Source organism: Flavobacterium sp., from assembly GCF_027482425.1.
GTDB lineage: Bacteria > Bacteroidota > Bacteroidia > Flavobacteriales > Flavobacteriaceae > Flavobacterium.
In genome coordinates this window covers 1-15,757 of record NZ_JAIXWA010000031.1, presented here as the reverse complement: position 1 = coordinate 15,757, position 15,757 = coordinate 1, and the positions used below count along the sequence as shown (strand labels likewise).

The 15,757-nt window shown below is 39.3% G+C and carries 16 protein-coding genes and 1 tRNA gene; 4 read left to right on the top strand and 13 right to left on the bottom strand.

Features of this window, described 5'->3' with window-relative positions; translation table 11 throughout:
- The coding region (locus tag Q0037_RS03580) for a YfbK domain-containing protein (protein ID WP_297515575.1) at positions 1-564 on the top strand (564 nt) is incomplete at its 5' end.
- Positions 565-621: 57 nt separating this feature from the next.
- Here Q0037_RS03580 and Q0037_RS03575 read toward each other — a convergent pair.
- From Q0037_RS03575 to Q0037_RS03515, 13 genes are all read right to left on the bottom strand, one after another.
- The gene (locus Q0037_RS03575; RefSeq protein WP_297515572.1) at positions 622-2,253 is read right to left on the bottom strand and encodes an ABC-F family ATP-binding cassette domain-containing protein; all 1,632 of its coding nucleotides are present in this window, start codon (positions 2,251-2,253) and stop codon (positions 622-624) included.
- A gap of 84 nt (positions 2,254-2,337) precedes the next feature.
- Positions 2,338-3,294 carry a Fic family protein gene (locus Q0037_RS03570; RefSeq protein WP_297515569.1) on the bottom strand — a complete coding sequence of 319 codons (957 nt, stop codon included), beginning with the start codon at positions 3,292-3,294 and terminating at the stop codon, positions 2,338-2,340.
- Positions 3,295-3,399: 105 nt separating this feature from the next.
- Positions 3,400-4,035, bottom strand: coding sequence for a DEAD/DEAH box helicase (locus Q0037_RS03565; RefSeq protein ID WP_297515566.1), 636 nt, complete (start codon positions 4,033-4,035; stop codon positions 3,400-3,402).
- A gap of 11 nt (positions 4,036-4,046) precedes the next feature.
- Entirely contained in the window at positions 4,047-5,210 is a 1,164-nt protein-coding gene (locus tag Q0037_RS03560) for a sigma-54 dependent transcriptional regulator (protein WP_297515563.1), read from the bottom strand.
- A gap of 54 nt (positions 5,211-5,264) precedes the next feature.
- The gene (locus tag Q0037_RS03555; RefSeq protein ID WP_297515561.1) at positions 5,265-6,566 is read right to left on the bottom strand and encodes an ABC transporter permease; all 1,302 of its coding nucleotides are present in this window, start codon (positions 6,564-6,566) and stop codon (positions 5,265-5,267) included.
- Positions 6,567-6,575: 9 nt separating this feature from the next.
- A complete protein-coding gene (locus Q0037_RS03550; protein ID WP_297515558.1) occupies positions 6,576-7,496 on the bottom strand; it encodes an ABC transporter ATP-binding protein in 921 nt (306 codons plus the stop codon).
- A gap of 163 nt (positions 7,497-7,659) precedes the next feature.
- Positions 7,660-8,778: a molecular chaperone DnaJ gene (gene dnaJ / locus Q0037_RS03545; protein WP_297515555.1), complete on the bottom strand. Its 1,119-nt coding sequence runs from the start codon at positions 8,776-8,778 to the stop codon at positions 7,660-7,662.
- Between the two features lie 8 nt (positions 8,779-8,786).
- On the bottom strand, positions 8,787-9,335 hold the full coding sequence (locus Q0037_RS03540) for a nucleotide exchange factor GrpE (protein ID WP_297515551.1): 549 nt from the start codon (positions 9,333-9,335) through the stop codon (positions 8,787-8,789).
- Between the two features lie 237 nt (positions 9,336-9,572).
- Positions 9,573-10,481 (bottom strand): TIGR01777 family oxidoreductase, encoded by a 909-nt coding sequence (locus tag Q0037_RS03535; protein ID WP_297515549.1) that lies wholly within the window; start codon positions 10,479-10,481, stop codon positions 9,573-9,575.
- Between the two features lie 137 nt (positions 10,482-10,618).
- Positions 10,619-11,353 (bottom strand): head GIN domain-containing protein, encoded by a 735-nt coding sequence (locus Q0037_RS03530; protein WP_297515546.1) that lies wholly within the window; start codon positions 11,351-11,353, stop codon positions 10,619-10,621.
- 2 nt (positions 11,354-11,355) lie between these two features.
- On the bottom strand, positions 11,356-13,101 hold the full coding sequence (locus Q0037_RS03525; protein WP_297515542.1) for a PspC domain-containing protein: 1,746 nt from the start codon (positions 13,099-13,101) through the stop codon (positions 11,356-11,358).
- Between the two features lie 2 nt (positions 13,102-13,103).
- Positions 13,104-13,436, bottom strand: a complete 333-nt coding sequence (locus Q0037_RS03520; protein WP_073362689.1) for a PadR family transcriptional regulator — start codon at positions 13,434-13,436, stop codon at positions 13,104-13,106.
- Between the two features lie 50 nt (positions 13,437-13,486).
- On the bottom strand, positions 13,487-14,005 hold the full coding sequence (locus Q0037_RS03515; protein WP_297515538.1) for a DUF4870 domain-containing protein: 519 nt from the start codon (positions 14,003-14,005) through the stop codon (positions 13,487-13,489).
- 185 nt (positions 14,006-14,190) lie between these two features.
- Between Q0037_RS03515 and Q0037_RS03510 the strand changes: the two genes are divergently transcribed.
- The 3 genes from Q0037_RS03510 to Q0037_RS03500 all read left to right on the top strand — a co-directional run bounded on the left by Q0037_RS03510 (position 14,191) and on the right by Q0037_RS03500 (position 15,649).
- Entirely contained in the window at positions 14,191-14,652 is a 462-nt protein-coding gene (locus tag Q0037_RS03510) for a DUF4442 domain-containing protein (RefSeq protein WP_297515535.1), read from the top strand.
- 29 nt (positions 14,653-14,681) lie between these two features.
- Positions 14,682-15,515, top strand: a complete 834-nt coding sequence (locus Q0037_RS03505) for a DUF2807 domain-containing protein (protein WP_297515532.1) — start codon at positions 14,682-14,684, stop codon at positions 15,513-15,515.
- Between the two features lie 66 nt (positions 15,516-15,581).
- Positions 15,582-15,649 (top strand) — tRNA-Pro (locus tag Q0037_RS03500).
- Positions 15,650-15,757: the final 108 nt, after the last annotated feature.

The window sequence follows — 15,757 nt, the reverse complement described above, 5'->3', positions numbered from 1 at the left end:
TTTAAAGGAACAATGTTTGCCATTGCGAAGGATGTCAAGATTCAAATCGAATTTAATCCATCCTTGGTCAAAGCCTACCGTTTGATTGGGTATGAAAATCGGAAATTACGTCCCGAAGATTTTAAAAATGATGCTATTGATGCAGGCGAATTGGGAAGTGGTCATACGGTTACGGCCTTTTATGAAATCATTCCCACAGGCGTAGAATCCAATCTCTTTGTAGCCACCGATGATTTAAAATACACACCAAAAGTTACCCCTAATGCCCAATTAAATAGCGAATTAGCAACGGTAAAGTTTCGTTACAAAAAACCCGACGGTGAACGTAGTACCGAAATGACCCGTGTGATACAAAATTTTGAGGTCAGCTCTCATAATACATCACCCGATTTTCGTTTTGCTGCGGCTGTGGCTTGGTTTGGCTTGTATTTACGAGACTCTAAATTGATTCAAAACAAATCGATTACAGATATAGAAAACTTAGCCAATACAGCTATTGGACAAGATAAGGAAGGCTATCGCTATGAACTGATTCGTTTGGTAAACACATTTCAGCATAATTAGTTAAGGTTAATTTTGGTTAGCGAAAAGGCCGGGAGTTGAGTGCTTCCGGCCTTTGATTTATTTTTCAATCTCTTTTAAATTTTCCATTTTCTTGTATTCCAAGAATCCTTTAATATCCTCAAAATGCTCTTGTACTCGCTTGTTTCCAAACTCAAAAACCTTAGTAACCAAGCCATCTAGGAAATCCCGGTCGTGCGACACAAGAATTAATGTTCCGTCAAAGTCTTTAAGGGCAGCTTTAATAATATCTTTTGTTTTCATGTCCAAATGATTCGTAGGCTCATCCAAAATCAAGACGTTTACGGGTTCGAGCAATAATTTAATCATCGCCAAACGGGTTCGCTCACCTCCCGATAAAACCTTTACCTTTTTGTGGACATCATCACCTCCAAACATAAAGGCCCCAAGAAGATCTTTGATTTTGGTACGAATCTCACCCACAGCTATTCGATCAATCGTTTCAAAAACCGTCAATTCACCATCCAACAAAGCAGCTTGATTTTGAGCAAAATACCCCACCTGTACATTGTGACCGATTTCTAATTTTCCTTCAAAATCGATTTCATTCATAATCGCTTTAATCATTGTCGATTTCCCTTCCCCATTTTTCCCAACAAAAGCTACTTTTTGTCCCCGTTCTATAACCATATTGGCATCTTTAAACACCACATGATCATCATATTTTTTGGACAAATGCTCCACAACAACGGGATATTGTCCACTACGTGGTGAAGGCGGAAATTTTAAACGAAGAGCTGATGTGTCGACCTCATCAACCTCGACTAACTCGAGTTTTTCCAACATTTTTACCCGAGATTGTACTTGCAAAGTTTTGGAATAAGTTCCTTTGAATCGCTCGATAAATTCAGTGGTTTCAGCAATCATTTTTTGCTGCTCCTCGTAGGCTTTCTGTTGATGTACCCGACGTTCTTTTCGCAACTCTAAATAATGGGAATACTTCGCACGATAATCATAAATACGTCCCATTGTAACTTCAATTGTACGGTTGGTGATGTTGTCCACAAACGCACGGTCGTGGGAAATCACCATTACAGCTTTAGCTTGATTCAATAAAAAATCTTCCAACCATTGTATACTATCCATATCCAAATGATTGGTGGGCTCATCGAGCAAAATCAAATCGGGTTTTTTCAAAAGTATTTTGGCCAATTCAATGCGCATTCGCCATCCCCCCGAAAATTCAGAAGTAGGCCGATGAAAATCATCCCGTTCGAAACCAAGCCCTTTCAAAACTTTCTCAACTTCGGCTTCATAATTGATTTCTTCAATAGAATAAAATTTTTCGCTTAATTCTGAAACGCGTTCAATCAACTTCATATAATCGTCACTTTCATAATCCGTTCGCACCGTAAGCTGTTCATTCAGCGCATCGATTTCTGCTTTCATCGAAAAAATTTCCGCAAAAGCTTTAGAAGTCTCTTCAAAAACCGTCAGATCATCTTGCGTCAATAAGTGTTGAGGTAAATATGCGATTACCGCTTCTTTAGGGGCCGAAACAGCACCGCGAGTAGGTTTGTTTTGACCGGCTACAATTTTTAATAAGGTAGATTTTCCCGCACCATTTTTGCCCATTAAGGCTATTTTATCGGTCTCATTAATAGCAAAAGTAACTTCACTAAAAAGGGTTGTCCCTCCAAATTCAACAGCGATGTCGTTTACGGTAATCATAGGTGTAATAACTTTAAAATAAAGCGGCAAAGATAGCGGAATTAAGGACTTTTTGGGAGTAGAATAAAAAGAAAAAAGACAACCTTAAAGTTGCCTTCTTCGTTGTCTATTTTCAATGTAATCTTCAATGGCTTTGCGAGTGGTAAACCAATTTCGCCCTTCTTTGTAGGCGTCAATTTTGCCTTGACGGGCCAATAAACTGATGTACTCTTGCCCATATGGTGTGCCTGGTTCACTCACTATTGTGGCAATCGATTCGTAAGGTTCTTGACCCGGAAAAGTATTTAAATAAATATTTAAGGAGCGTTCTACAGCTTGACACATCAACAAAATGAGCTTTTGATAATTACCTTTATTAGCTTGATTAAGGGCTTCGTAATATTTTTTGCGGTCATTTTTTAAGATGATGGCCGGTGGAAAACCCTCTTGCATCAACAATAAATTCATCACCAAACGAACAGTTCTGCCATTTCCATCAAAAAATGGATGAATCCAAACAAATTTATGATGAAAAATTGTAGCCAATTCAATGGTGTTTAAGCCCTTAGGGTTTTGATGCACAAAAGCAATTAACTCATCTACCAGTGTAGGGACTTTAAGGGCATTGGGAGGGATAAAATTTGCGCCCGAAATACGCACCCCTCCATTACGAAAACGACCTGCAAACTCCTCTTCAATGGAACGTAGCACATAAGCATGTAACGTTAAAATATCACGACTCTGAAGCTGATAGGAATCATGCACAATAGAATACAAATACGCAATAGCAACTTCATGATTTTTGACCTCAAAATGCTCTCGTAACGACTTCCCCTTGATGGTAATCCCTTCTTGAATAACGAGCTGGGTTTCGCGAAGACTCAAGGTATTCCCCTCGATACTATTGGAATTGTAGGTCCATTCGATGGTTAAGGCTTCTTTGATTTTTTGTAAGGCGCTATGAGGCAATGGACGCCCTCGATCTAACATTTGTTTTTTGTCATACAAACGCTGGAACGTCTCTTCAAATTCATCATAATAACTTCTATCAATCTCCCACATACGACAAATTTATCGTTTTATTCCTATTTTTTTATTATCCGATATTAATTTTAACAAAAATAAAAAATCCCGAAGGTGTCGGGATGGATTAACAAACTTAATTTATTACTCTAAGTCAACTTCGTCTTGGTCTTCCATTTCAAAAAACAAAGGATCAATCATAATATTTTCGGCAATGATTTCGAGGCGTTCTGTAATTTGAGAGCAAAAGAAAATCCGTTGTACTTTTTCAATACTCTCAGATAATCGAAGAATCTTGGGCTCGTATCGATTTTTTATGATAACCTCAGCATCATCTAATATGAACATTTTCAATTGGTTTACATCAAATCCAGCCGAACCAAACATGGTTGTCAATTGGTTTGGGGTACCGACTAAAACATCGATACCTAAAGAAATTTGATTTTTATCTTCATCCAAATCCGATCGATCATGAACATGATAAATACGTAAATCATTGTACTTATTCAATCGATTGAACACCTCAACCATCTCCAACACTTTGGCTTTATCATTACAAATAATCAAGGCCCTTGGAGACAATTCAAAAGGTTTGTTCAAGCGCTGAATAACATGGAGAGCAATGGTGGTCGACTTCCCACTTCCAACATCACTTTGAATGACTGCATCGGCACCACTTTTTATTGCCGCATACGTTCCCTCTTGCAGATCATTGGGCAATGTTAATCCCGATTCAATTAAAGCTTGCTGAAGTAATGGGTTTATTTTTTTTAACTGCATAAATCCTTTTTTTATTTACTCGCAAATAATTTCACATCACTTTCCGTAATCTCTTGGCCTCCCAAAATAATCAAACGCTCCACCACATTGCGTAATTCGCGAATATTACCCGTCCAATCATATTCTTGAAGCAATTGAACAGCGGCGTGTGAAAACTGTTTGGGAGCATTTCCTTGTTCCTCAGCAATTTTTGCTGTAAAATGTTCTATCAACAAGGGGATATCATCGCGGCGATCATTTAATGCAGGGACTTTTATTAAAATAACTGCCAATCGATGGTATAAATCCTCCCGAAATCTTCCTTCTTCAATTTCCTTTTTCAAATCCTTATTCGTCGCTGCAATCACACGAACATTGACTTTGATATCCTTATCGGCTCCAACACGCTGGATTAAATTTTCTTGTAACGCGCGTAAAACCTTAGCCTGTGCAGCCAAACTCATGTCGCCTATCTCATCCAAAAAAATGGTGCCACCATCGGCTGCTTCAAACTTACCCGCACGATCTTTAACCGCCGAAGTAAATGCGCCTTTCACATGTCCAAACAATTCACTTTCAATCAACTCAGAAGGAATCGCCGCACAGTTAACTTCAACAATAGGTGCCTCCGAGCGATCGCTTTTTTGATGCAGTTGATGGGCTACTAATTCCTTACCTGTTCCATTCGGACCCGTAATTAAAACGCGTGCATCGGTTTTGGCGACCTTTTCAATCATTTCCTTGATGTGCTCAATAGGTGTGCTAGTCCCGATAATTTCATAGTTTTTTGAAACTTTCTTTTTTAGAATTTTATTCTCAACAACCAATTGCTTGCGATCCAGCGCATTACGAACAGTATTCAGTAAGCGATTCAGATCGGGGGGTTTGGAGATGTAATCAAAAGCCCCTAATCGCATCGTGTTGATGGCCGTTTCCATATCGCCATGCCCCGAAATCATCACAATAGGAATCTCTGGTTTTATTTTTTTGACCGCCTCTAGTAGTTCCTCTCCATCCATTTTAGGCATTTTTATATCGCACAAAACCAAATCGAAATCAGTGACTTTGATTTTATCTAGGCCTTGTACTCCATCTTCGGCTTCTTCCACTTGATAGGTATCACTTTCTTCTGTCAAAATTCGTGTAAGCACGCGACGGATGGATGCTTCATCTTCAATGACTAATATTTTAGGCATAAGTTGTATTTTTTAATTTTTGAGGTTGTCACAAAGGGCATGCCATTTTTAGCATTAATAATTAATCCAACGCAATAATTCCTTCCAAGTAGGTCGTTTGCCATACATCAAAATTCCTACACGATAAATTTTGGAAGCAAACCATACAACAAAAATAAACGTACCAAACAATAACAATAGGGAAACCATCAACTGCCACCAAGGCACTCCAAAGGGAATTCGCATCATCATTACAATGGGTGAAGTCAAAGGTATCATAGAAAATGTAGTGGCTATCGTTCCATGAGGATCATTCATAACCGTAAAAAATCCAATATAAACACCCAAAATTAAAGGCATAATTATGGGCAGTAAAAACTGCTGTGAATCAGTTTCGTTATCAACAGCGGCACCAATTGCGGCATAAAACGAACTGTATAGAAAATACCCTCCGATAAAATAAAATATGAAGGAAATTAGTATAGTTCCCACCGGCAACTTCCATAACTCATTCAAATACAAGGCTACTTTATTTAAATCTTGACCCGAAGTAGCCATTATCTTTTGCGTTTGCCCAGCGGTAGCTCCTAGGGGCACATCAAAAACAACGGACAGTACAAACATTGCGGTTAAACCTAATATGGCCCAAATCAAAAACTGAAGAATCCCCGCAATGGACGTACCAATAATTTTGCCCATCATCAACTGAAACGGTTTTACTGAGGAAATAATTACTTCAATAATACGCGATGTTTTTTCTTCAATAACACTCCGCATTACCATATTTCCATAGATAACGATAAACATCATGATTAGATAACCAAAAGCACCTCCAATTCCAATCTTTATTTCGTTAATCCCTTTCAAAGCTTGTTCCCCCGAAGCTTTGACCAAATTAATGGCGACTTTAGCTTGGGCTTGTTGTATTTTCAGTGTATCTAAACCGACTGCTTTAAAATTTTCTTGGGTCATTTTTTTGGTAATAACCGACTCTAAATCGGCGATAAACATGACGCTCGGACTATCATTGGAGATGTATTCTATCGTTTTTTCCAAGTCCTTGTTTTCAGTTTCATTCGGAATCAATAACAAACCCTCATAATGTTCGGCTTGGATGCTATCTTTCAGAACAGGTACAGGTGTTTGTGAAAAATCAACATATTTATACTCTTCGTCGCTTTTAAACTGTGCAAAAAAACGACCCGTTTTGTCATGAATGGCAATGGTTTTTTGATCGGCTTTCAACGTGCTCAAATAGCCGATAAAAACAGCAATTCCAACAAAAAGGAGCGGACTCAAAAAAGTCATCACAATAAAAGATTTATTGCGCACTTTGGCGGTAAATTCCCGCTTAATTATCAATACAAGTTTGCTCATAATAACCGATTAATCCGTTACAGTTTGGATAAAAATGTCATTCACAGTGGGTATTTTCTCTGCAAAATGGGTTACTTGCCCACGTTGCATCAGTGTGTGTAAAAGTTCATTGGCGGAATGATTGCCTAATTGAATTTCCAATTTTAACTCCTGATTCAACGACTTGAAATCAGTTGTTTTCAGGGTGAATTTTTGGGACAAATCATACCAAACACCTTCCACATTATCGGTCAAAATCCCAACGTCATACGAATGGGTTCTGTATTGTTTTTTAACCTCCGACAACTTTCCTTCAATCAACTTATTCGATCGATGAATCAAAGCAATATAATCGCACATCTCTTCTACCGATTCCATCCGATGGGTTGAAAAAATAATAGAGGTCCCCTGTCGATTGAGGGCGATAATTTCATCTTTAATCAAATTGGCATTAACAGGGTCAAAACCCGAAAAGGGTTCGTCTAAGATCAAAAGCTTCGGCTGATGCAATACCGTCACAATAAATTGAACTTTTTGCGCCATTCCTTTGGACAATTCTTGTATTTTTTTGTCCCACCAAGAACTGATCTCAAACTTTTCAAACCAATATTTGAGTTGTGTCTTAGCATCATTTTTCGTCATTCCTTTGAGCTGCGCTAGATACAGACATTGCTCCCCGACTTTCATCGATTTGTACAATCCACGCTCTTCGGGCATATACCCTATTTCATGAACATGCTTTGGATGAAGGGGTTCACCATCCAATATAATCGAACCGCTATCGGGCAAAGTAATCTGATTGATGATGCGAATAAGAGATGTTTTACCGGCGCCATTGGGTCCCAACAACCCATAAATACTTCCTTGGGGCACCGTGAGTGAAACGGAATTCAAAGCCGTGTAGTCACCGTATTGTTTGACAACTTTATCAACAGTTAAAATGGATTGCATATGTTTTTAAATCTTCGGGTAAAAATAAGGAATTCCCAACAGAAAGGGGCATAACTAAAAACAAAAAACCCACCCTTATGGTGACACAAGGATGGGAAAAATTGCTATGAAAAAGAAATTACTTGTTTCCAAGTAATGCTCAAAAGTAAAATTATTTTTTTAACTACGAAAACATATCTTTAACTTTTTCAAAAAAAGATTTTTCGCTCTTTTCGGGGCGCGGTATAAAGTTTTCGTCGGTTAATGCTTTTTCAAAAAATTGGCGTTGTTCTTTGGAGAGTGTTTTGGGTGTCCAAACATTAACATGCACTAGTAAATCGCCATTCCCATAACTGTTTAAACTAGGAATTCCTTTACCTTTCAATCGTAAAATTTTTCCGGATTGAATGCCTTCTTCCAATTTAATTCGGACTTTTCCATTAACCGTTTCAAGCTCCTTGGATACTCCTAGTGCCGCTTCAGCAAAACTGATGTATAAATCATAATGAAGGTTTTCACCATCCCGTTTAAGCCATTCATGTTCCGTCTCTTCAATCACAACAATCAAATCGCCTGGGATTCCATTTCCTGGAGCCTCGTTTCCTTTGCCCGACACTTTCAATTGCATCCCATCGGCAACACCAGCAGGTATTTTGATCGAAACCGTCTCGTCTTCCATAATCATCCCGTAGGCATCGGCATTGTTGGGTTTGCTTTCAATAGTTTGCCCCGATCCGCCACATTCATGACACGTGGTTGCGGTTTGCATGCGCCCCAAAATGGTATTAGTAACTTTTAATACTTGTCCTGCACCATTACAGGTAGGACACGTTTTGTAACGAACGCCGGGCGCTTGTATTTTACGCTTAACTTTTACTTTCTTTTCAACGCCGTTGACTACTTCTTCGAGGGTAAGTTTAACCTTAATCCGCAGATTACTGCCTTTCATTCTGCGGGAACCGCCGCCGCCGAAGCCACCGCCAAAACTCCCACCAAAAGCACCGCCAAAAATATCACCAAACTGACTGAAGATGTCATCCATATTCATGTGATGACCACCACCAAAGCCACCTGCCCCATCAAAAGCGGCATGACCATATTGATCATAACGTGCTTTTTTGTCGGGATCACTCAAAACCTCATAAGCTTCTGCGGCTAACTTGAAGTTCTCTTCCGCTTCTTTGTTGCCGGGGTTTTTGTCAGGGTGAAATTCAATCGCTTTTTTACGGTAGGCTTTTTTTATCTCCTCCGCACTGGCATTTTTACCGACGCCTAGTATTTCGTAAAAGTCTTTTTTACTCATATTTTCAATTATTGTCCGATGACCACTTTTGGAAAACGGATAATTTTATCGCCTAATTTATACCCTTTTTCAATCACATCTACGATTTTCCCCTTCAAATCCTCTGAGGGTGCAGGAATTTGAGTAATCGCTTCTGCAAAATCCGCATCAAAGGCATCTCCCGCTTGAAGGGAAACTTGTTCAAGACCTTTAGCAATTAAGGTAGCTCTAAATTTTTCATGAATCAACTCAACGCCTTTAACCAGGGCTTCATCGGCTGATTTTTGAATTTGCTCCATTGCACGATCAAAATCATCTAAAACAGGTAACATCGCAACCAAAACTTCTTGATTGGCTGTTTTAAACAACTCTAATCGCTCTTTGGCGGTACGTTTTTTATAATTCTCAAATTCTGCAAACAAACGCAAAAATTTATCTTTTTCTTGGGCCAATTGCAACTCCAACTTTTGTTCTGTTGACAATTCTTCCGCTGAGGCACTTCCCTCTGTTTCCAATACTTCGGGTTGCACTTCTGGGGCTAACTCAGGAGCTTCATGCTCGTTTGTCTCAGTATTCATGGTATTCTTTTCTTTAAAATGGGTTGTTGATTTTCATTCGAATGTACTGCTTCGCAAAACTCCGTGCAAAAGTACTGCCATTTCCTTAAAAATGTCAAATTGTCATTTATTTTTTAAAAAAAGAAGGAGCATTTCCATTGCATTCTCGAAATTGCTAAGCATATAGCAAAGGATAAAGAATGCCACGAAGGACAGCAGATTCGATAATAAACAAAAAAAACGCTCTGGAAGAGAAAGCTAGGGTAATAAATCGTTAAACGCCTTTTCAGCATTGGGATAGGTGAAAGTAAATCCCAAATCCAAGGCCCGTTGGGGAAGAATTTTTTTATCATTAAACAACAATTCATGCATATCGCCCAAAACGAGTCGCATAACCCACCGCGGTACGGGAGGTAACCAAATGGGACGTTTTAGTAAACGCGCAATGATTTTGGTTTGCTCTTTGTTGCTTACGGCATGTGGAGCGACACCGTTAAAAACTCCTGCATGCCCCTTCTCGAGGAGCCAGGCATACAATTGCACAATATCGTGAAGGTGAATCCAGGATTGCATTTGTTTACCGGATCCAAAAATGGCACCCATACCCCATCGAATGGGTTGCACAATAGGCTGTAAAGCACCACCCTCCCGAGCATATACCACGCCCGTTCGCACCTTGGTTACCGTTAAGTCGAGTTTTGAAAATTGATCCACTGCAGTTTCCCAACGTTGCACCAATGTTCCTAGAAAAGTATTGGATTGAATTTGGGAATGTTCGGTGTAAACCGCTTGGGAATCATCGGGATAAATGGCTGTTCCCGAGGCAGATAGTATGTGCTTTACTTGGTGTTGTGGTAACTTTTTTAAACTGGCATACAATACATTGGCCGATACGACACGACTTTCCAATAAAATCGTTTTGTAATGAGGTGTCCATCGTTTGGCAATGGTCGCACCCGCTAAATGCACGAGGGCGTCAACTCCATTCCAACATTGATCGTCAATTTTTCCTTCGGCGGGATTCCAATAAAACGTTTGCACACCTACAGGCACATTCTTGGGTGATTTTTGTGTGGTCAGCCAATGGACATGATGGCCCTTTTGCACCAAATGTTTTGTCAATGCATGACCAATTAATCCTGAACCTCCCGTAATTAAAATGCGCATACTTATTTTTTTTTCAAAATTATCCAATTTGAAACGAAACTAATGTCTCCCTACAAAAGGTTTAACGTCTGTTTAGGGATGTAATCATGTAAAAAAAATCCCAGCCGAAGCCAGGATCTTTCACGCAAAAAAACAAATTAATCAATTTTTTGAATACTGCCCCCCGAAGATTCATTCTTATCCACGGATTTGGCAATTCCTGTGTATTTTATACTGGACCCGCTGGAAGCACTCGCCTCGAGCGAAACTCTAGCATTTACGGAAGATTCACTTCCACTGCTTGCATCGGCATTGACGTCATTGGCCAACAATCCTTTGGCATTCAGCGTGCTTCCACTGGACGAACTCGTTTTCAACTTTAGTGCAATTCCTTTAATGTCCATTGAACTACCACTTGAAGTTTCGGCAGTTACCGTATCGTATTCAACTTTACCTTCCAAATGAGCTCCACTACTAGAATCCATTATCAAAGAGGTTCCCACAAACGTTCCTGTCAGCAATACATTGGCTCCGCTACTCGAGGTTACTTTTTTTAGTTCGGGCATGTGGATGTATACCTTAAGTTCTTTGGCTCCTGAAATACTCTTGTCGATATACACTTTTAGCGTCTCTCCTTCCAATTCGGTTTTGATAAACTCCAACAAATTAGAATCGGCCTCTACCTCTACTTTTGCGATACTGTCTTGCTTCATTTCGACTTCAATGCCGGCTGAGGCCTGAACCGCAGTGAATTTACCTGAAATGTTTCGAACTTCGGATGTCACATTTCCATTTCCATCTACGCCATTCAACATGGGATTACAGGACGTGAGCAATAATGCAGTAATGATAGCTACTAAAAATTTGGTACAATAAACTACTACTCGTATCATACTTAATTTGATTTTTTGATGACAACGCCATCTTTGTTAATAATGAGACTTCCTTTTTCTCCTGACTTTTCTTCGCGAATGATTTCGACTCCGTTGACCTTAACCGTTACTTTATCGACTGAATCATTCACTTTTTCAATCGTTTCGGTTTCGATAACGTCATCGTATTCATCTTCGTCGGGAGGGCAATTGGTACATTTCACTTGATTTTCTTCAACAAGATACACATAATCTTCGGAAGAATGATGCATGTTGAAGTAGGAATTATCACTGTAATCGTAATGACGCACCGAGCGGTCGGTTTTGAATTTCACTCCTTTGGGCAAATACACGTAAACGGTGACTTCCTGCTGACGAAACTTGTTGTTAATCGCTGTGGTCCAATAATTATTCAACAACAATTGACTCCCTTCAATTTTAAAACCGTATTCAATTTTTTGAGCGCGCGCATTGGCCTCACCTGCTGTTTTTCCCACGGCTACTTTTTCGATTCGCACATAAGGAGTTGGGGCATCGGTGGGTAATACTTCAAAACTAATTTGATTGGAGTAAATCACCTCTTTCTGCTGCTCGTTGGTCGTTAAACGATAATCGTGTGTAGGATTCATGTCTTTGGCATAAAAATCATTGTTCACAAATCGAATTTGAAGCGTATCTTGAGGTTGTAAAATTATTTGCTCTTTCACAATATCCTTACCGTCAAAAGCAGCTTGTGTAACTTCATTGATGATAATGGTAATCAATGCGCCCAAAGAAACAATCCACACAGCAAGAAGAGTATATTTTACAACATTGCTCAAAGAACGAACATGATTCATCAGAAGTTTCAGTCCCAACAACATCAAAAAAAGCAACGGAATACCAAAGCAAAACAGGAATAACACCCCTTGAATCCAGTAGGGTGTTTCCAATCCGATGGGCGTAACAACCCTATTAATCGCTGCATTTTGGGGCAACTGGGAGGTGAAAATCAGAATGACGGAGCCTATTAATACCCCTAATAGTGACAAAGAGGCAAAAATCAATACAAAGGCTCCAATTATTTTGGCAAAAACACCAAATACTGTTGTAATAAAAGTACTCAATCGATTTCCGAAGGATTCGGCTCCAGATTTGACTTTTTCTCCAATTTCGTTATAATCTGCATTTTGAATTCGTTGAGATACTTGTTCAAATTCTTCACGCACTTTTTTCTCAATATTGGAGATGGTTACGGGCTCTCCGGTCATTTCCAACTTTTCAGCAGTGGTAATGGCTTTAGGCATAGCAATCCAAAGAATTAAATAGGCCAAAAATCCTGTCCCTGTACCAAAACCAAGGATTAAAAAGGCTAGTTTAAACCAAAACGAATCTATACCAAAATAATGACCCAAACCCGTACAAACTCCTCCAATTACACCACGTTCTTCATCGCGGTATAATTTACGTCGACGAGGCGGTAAGGCATATTTAAAATCCATGTCTTTTTTGGACTCTCCTTCGTTATCCAAACGATAATCCTCGGGTTGCCCCATAACACTGACAACTTCATCCACATCATGACTATTGATTACATGTTTATCGGAAAGCTGGCGTTCGGCAAAGAGTTCAGCTACACGCATTTCGATATCTTTCATGATTTCATCTTTTCCGGTAGCGTCTGTAAGCGAATTTTTTATCGCATCAAAGTAGCGGGAAAGTTTTTGGTAAGCGTCTTCATCAATGTGGAAAAATAAACCACCTATGTTGATATTTACGGTCTTGTTCATGATTATTGGTTTTGTTTAGTGATAATGGTTACGGCATCGGAGAGTTCGGTCCACGTGCCATTTAATTCGTTTAAAAATGTTTTTCCTAATTCGGTCAACTCGTAATATTTACGCGGTGGTCCCGATGTCGATTCTTCCCAACGATAATTGAGCAAGCCATCATTTTTCAAGCGAGTCAGCAAGGGATAGACGGTCCCCTCGACCACGAGTAATCGTGCCGCCTTGAGCGTATCCAGAATTTCGGAAGTATAGGCCTCTTTGTCTTTTAGTACCGACAAGATGCAGAACTCCAAAACGCCTTTTCGCATTTGAGCTTTAGTGTTTTCTATGTTCATAAATTTTTCTTTTTTTATCCACGTGGATGTTCGTTTTTTGATTGATGATTTTATTCGGAGGTGGAAACCGCAGGTTCAGAAACATTGTCATTGGTTTGGACACTGACGTTTTGAAGGCGTTGTCTCAAAAACGGAATGGATAAAGGATAATGATAAATTCTTCCTCGAGTAGCCTCTAGCGCTCCATAAACGACGAGAACAAATTCCGTGATTTTTAACAATGTGAATAATACAAATGCGGAAATTCCGACGATTAGTCCTGTCGAAAACTGCAATTCTTCAAAATTACGAATGGCAAACGAGTGGTCATCCCATTGAAAAGCAATCATCCCATTTGTAAAGGCACCAATAGTAAGTATAAGTCCTAACCCAATCAATACTAGGGTGTAAACAAAAACACTCAGTTGAAAATTCAACACGCTACGTCCTTGCTCTTCCAGCACTGAGGAAGCCTCTTTTTTGGCCGACCATATAAAAGCTGGTATTATGAAATTCCCAAAAGGAAATAAATATTGTCCAAGCGCACTTAGATGTAAGATGGCTCCTATATTTCGTTCATTAGCATTCATAACTCTTGATTTTGATGATTGAAACTCTACAATACTTTCTATAAGCTATTATTTTCTTAAACAAAGATACAACCAAAGACAAGTATTATGCTTTACAAAGTACTAAGATTTAACAATATATTAACATTTAACAAGACCATACTTTTACAAAAGGTATGTGTATATTTACCGAAAATAAAGGCTTTATGCAACTTTCTCCTCGTAAATTAAATGTGTTTTTAGCATGGCGGTTACCGGCAGCATTTTGGTGCGGTGTTCGGGTTAAAACCATTTCTGAAACCACTTGTGAAGCCACGGTTACTCACCGATGGATCAATCAAAATCCGTTTCAATCCATGTATTTTGCCGTCCAAGCGATGGCGGCCGAGTTGACTACAGGAGCTTTGGTTATGGCTGAAATTCAACGTAAAAAAATGCCCGTATCCATGTTAGTACTCAACAACAAAGCGACATACACAAAAAAGGCTACAGGGAAAATTACTTTTACTTGCCAACAAGGCACCGATATCACTGCAATGCTCAACAAAGTGGTTAAATCGGGGGAAGGACAAACGATATGGTTACAGTCTATCGGAGTAGATCAACATGGCGATGTAGTTTCTGTCATGGATTTTGAATGGACATTAAAATTAAAATCGAAATCGTGAGAATTGTTACCTTTGAAAAAAAATAATTCATGAATCGTATCTATATCATAATTGCCCTTGTGGCTACTTTGGGTGTATATTCCCAAAAAAAGGAAAAAGTAAAAGGGTCCAAAATTGTTACCGTTGAGCAAAAAAAGATTGAACCCTTTAATGCTTTAGAAATTTCTGACAACCTTGAAGTCTTTTTGGTAAAAGGCAGTGAATGCGGACTTGAAATTGAAGCCGACGACAATTTGCATGATGCGATTGGCATTAGTGTGGTAGGACGTCAATTGCGATTATCTACTTTAAAAAGTGCTTTCGGGTACAAGAAATTAAGCATTCGTGTGACATACACCGATGATTTTATCGCGGTAACTACAAAAGATGAAGCTAAAATTAACGCCCTTGCGGAAATGAAATTGGAAACCATTACGTTTACCAGTTTTGATGATTCTAAAGTTTTTGTGAATGCTCAGTGCAAAAAATTTGAACTTATTGCCAACGACCATTCCAAATCGGAACTCAATATAAAAAGTGAAGAATGTCGCATCAATTTAAGCAAAAGCGCCCAGTGCAAAGCTTTGATTACTGGGCATGACCTTACCTTTGATGCCTATCAAAAAGCTACAGCAGAAGTAGAAGGCGATGTTGAAAATATTACGCTTCGTTTGGATAACAACAGTGGATTTACGGGAAAAAATCTTGACTGCAAGACCGGAAAAGTCACTACGGAATCCTACTCGCGAGCCAGTATTAAAGTTGATAAGCAACTCACGCTTTCCATGGCGGGAAAATCTCAATTGGATTTATTTGGAGAACCTAAAATAGAGTTATCCATATTTACAGACAGTGCTGTGTTATCGAAAAAACCCCTGAAATAATTGACTAACAGGCGATACAATGCAAAAAATAATACTATATTTGCCCACGCAAAAAAAAATTCGGGGTGTAGCGTAGCCCGGTTATCGCGCCTGCTTTGGGAGCAGGAGGCCGCAGGTTCGAATCCTGCCAACCAGAACAAAAAAAAGTGTGGACGCAGCCTGCTAAGGCGTGTCCACTTTTTCTTGAGCAACTAACCCACTACAGGATATACAATCCTGCTTTTTTAAACATTACTATTTTT

Coding starts and splice junctions, on each gene's coding strand:
- Q0037_RS03575 (WP_297515572.1), bottom strand. CDS start 2,253: ATGATTACCGTAAACGACATCGCTGTTGAATTTGGAGGGACAACCCTT.
- Q0037_RS03570 (WP_297515569.1), bottom strand. CDS start 3,294: ATGTGGGAGATTGATAGAAGTTATTATGATGAATTTGAAGAGACGTTC.
- Q0037_RS03565 (WP_297515566.1), bottom strand. CDS start 4,035: ATGCAGTTAAAAAAAATAAACCCATTACTTCAGCAAGCTTTAATTGAA.
- Q0037_RS03560 (WP_297515563.1), bottom strand. CDS start 5,210: ATGCCTAAAATATTAGTCATTGAAGATGAAGCATCCATCCGTCGCGTG.
- Q0037_RS03555 (WP_297515561.1), bottom strand. CDS start 6,566: ATGAGCAAACTTGTATTGATAATTAAGCGGGAATTTACCGCCAAAGTG.
- Q0037_RS03550 (WP_297515558.1), bottom strand. CDS start 7,496: ATGCAATCCATTTTAACTGTTGATAAAGTTGTCAAACAATACGGTGAC.
- dnaJ (WP_297515555.1), bottom strand. CDS start 8,778: ATGAGTAAAAAAGACTTTTACGAAATACTAGGCGTCGGTAAAAATGCC.
- Q0037_RS03540 (WP_297515551.1), bottom strand. CDS start 9,335: ATGAATACTGAGACAAACGAGCATGAAGCTCCTGAGTTAGCCCCAGAA.
- Q0037_RS03535 (WP_297515549.1), bottom strand. CDS start 10,481: ATGCGCATTTTAATTACGGGAGGTTCAGGATTAATTGGTCATGCATTG.
- Q0037_RS03530 (WP_297515546.1), bottom strand. CDS start 11,353: ATGATACGAGTAGTAGTTTATTGTACCAAATTTTTAGTAGCTATCATT.
- Q0037_RS03525 (WP_297515542.1), bottom strand. CDS start 13,101: ATGAACAAGACCGTAAATATCAACATAGGTGGTTTATTTTTCCACATT.
- Q0037_RS03520 (WP_073362689.1), bottom strand. CDS start 13,436: ATGAACATAGAAAACACTAAAGCTCAAATGCGAAAAGGCGTTTTGGAG.
- Q0037_RS03515 (WP_297515538.1), bottom strand. CDS start 14,005: ATGAATGCTAATGAACGAAATATAGGAGCCATCTTACATCTAAGTGCG.
- Q0037_RS03510 (WP_297515535.1), top strand. CDS start 14,191: ATGCAACTTTCTCCTCGTAAATTAAATGTGTTTTTAGCATGGCGGTTA.
- Q0037_RS03505 (WP_297515532.1), top strand. CDS start 14,682: ATGAATCGTATCTATATCATAATTGCCCTTGTGGCTACTTTGGGTGTA.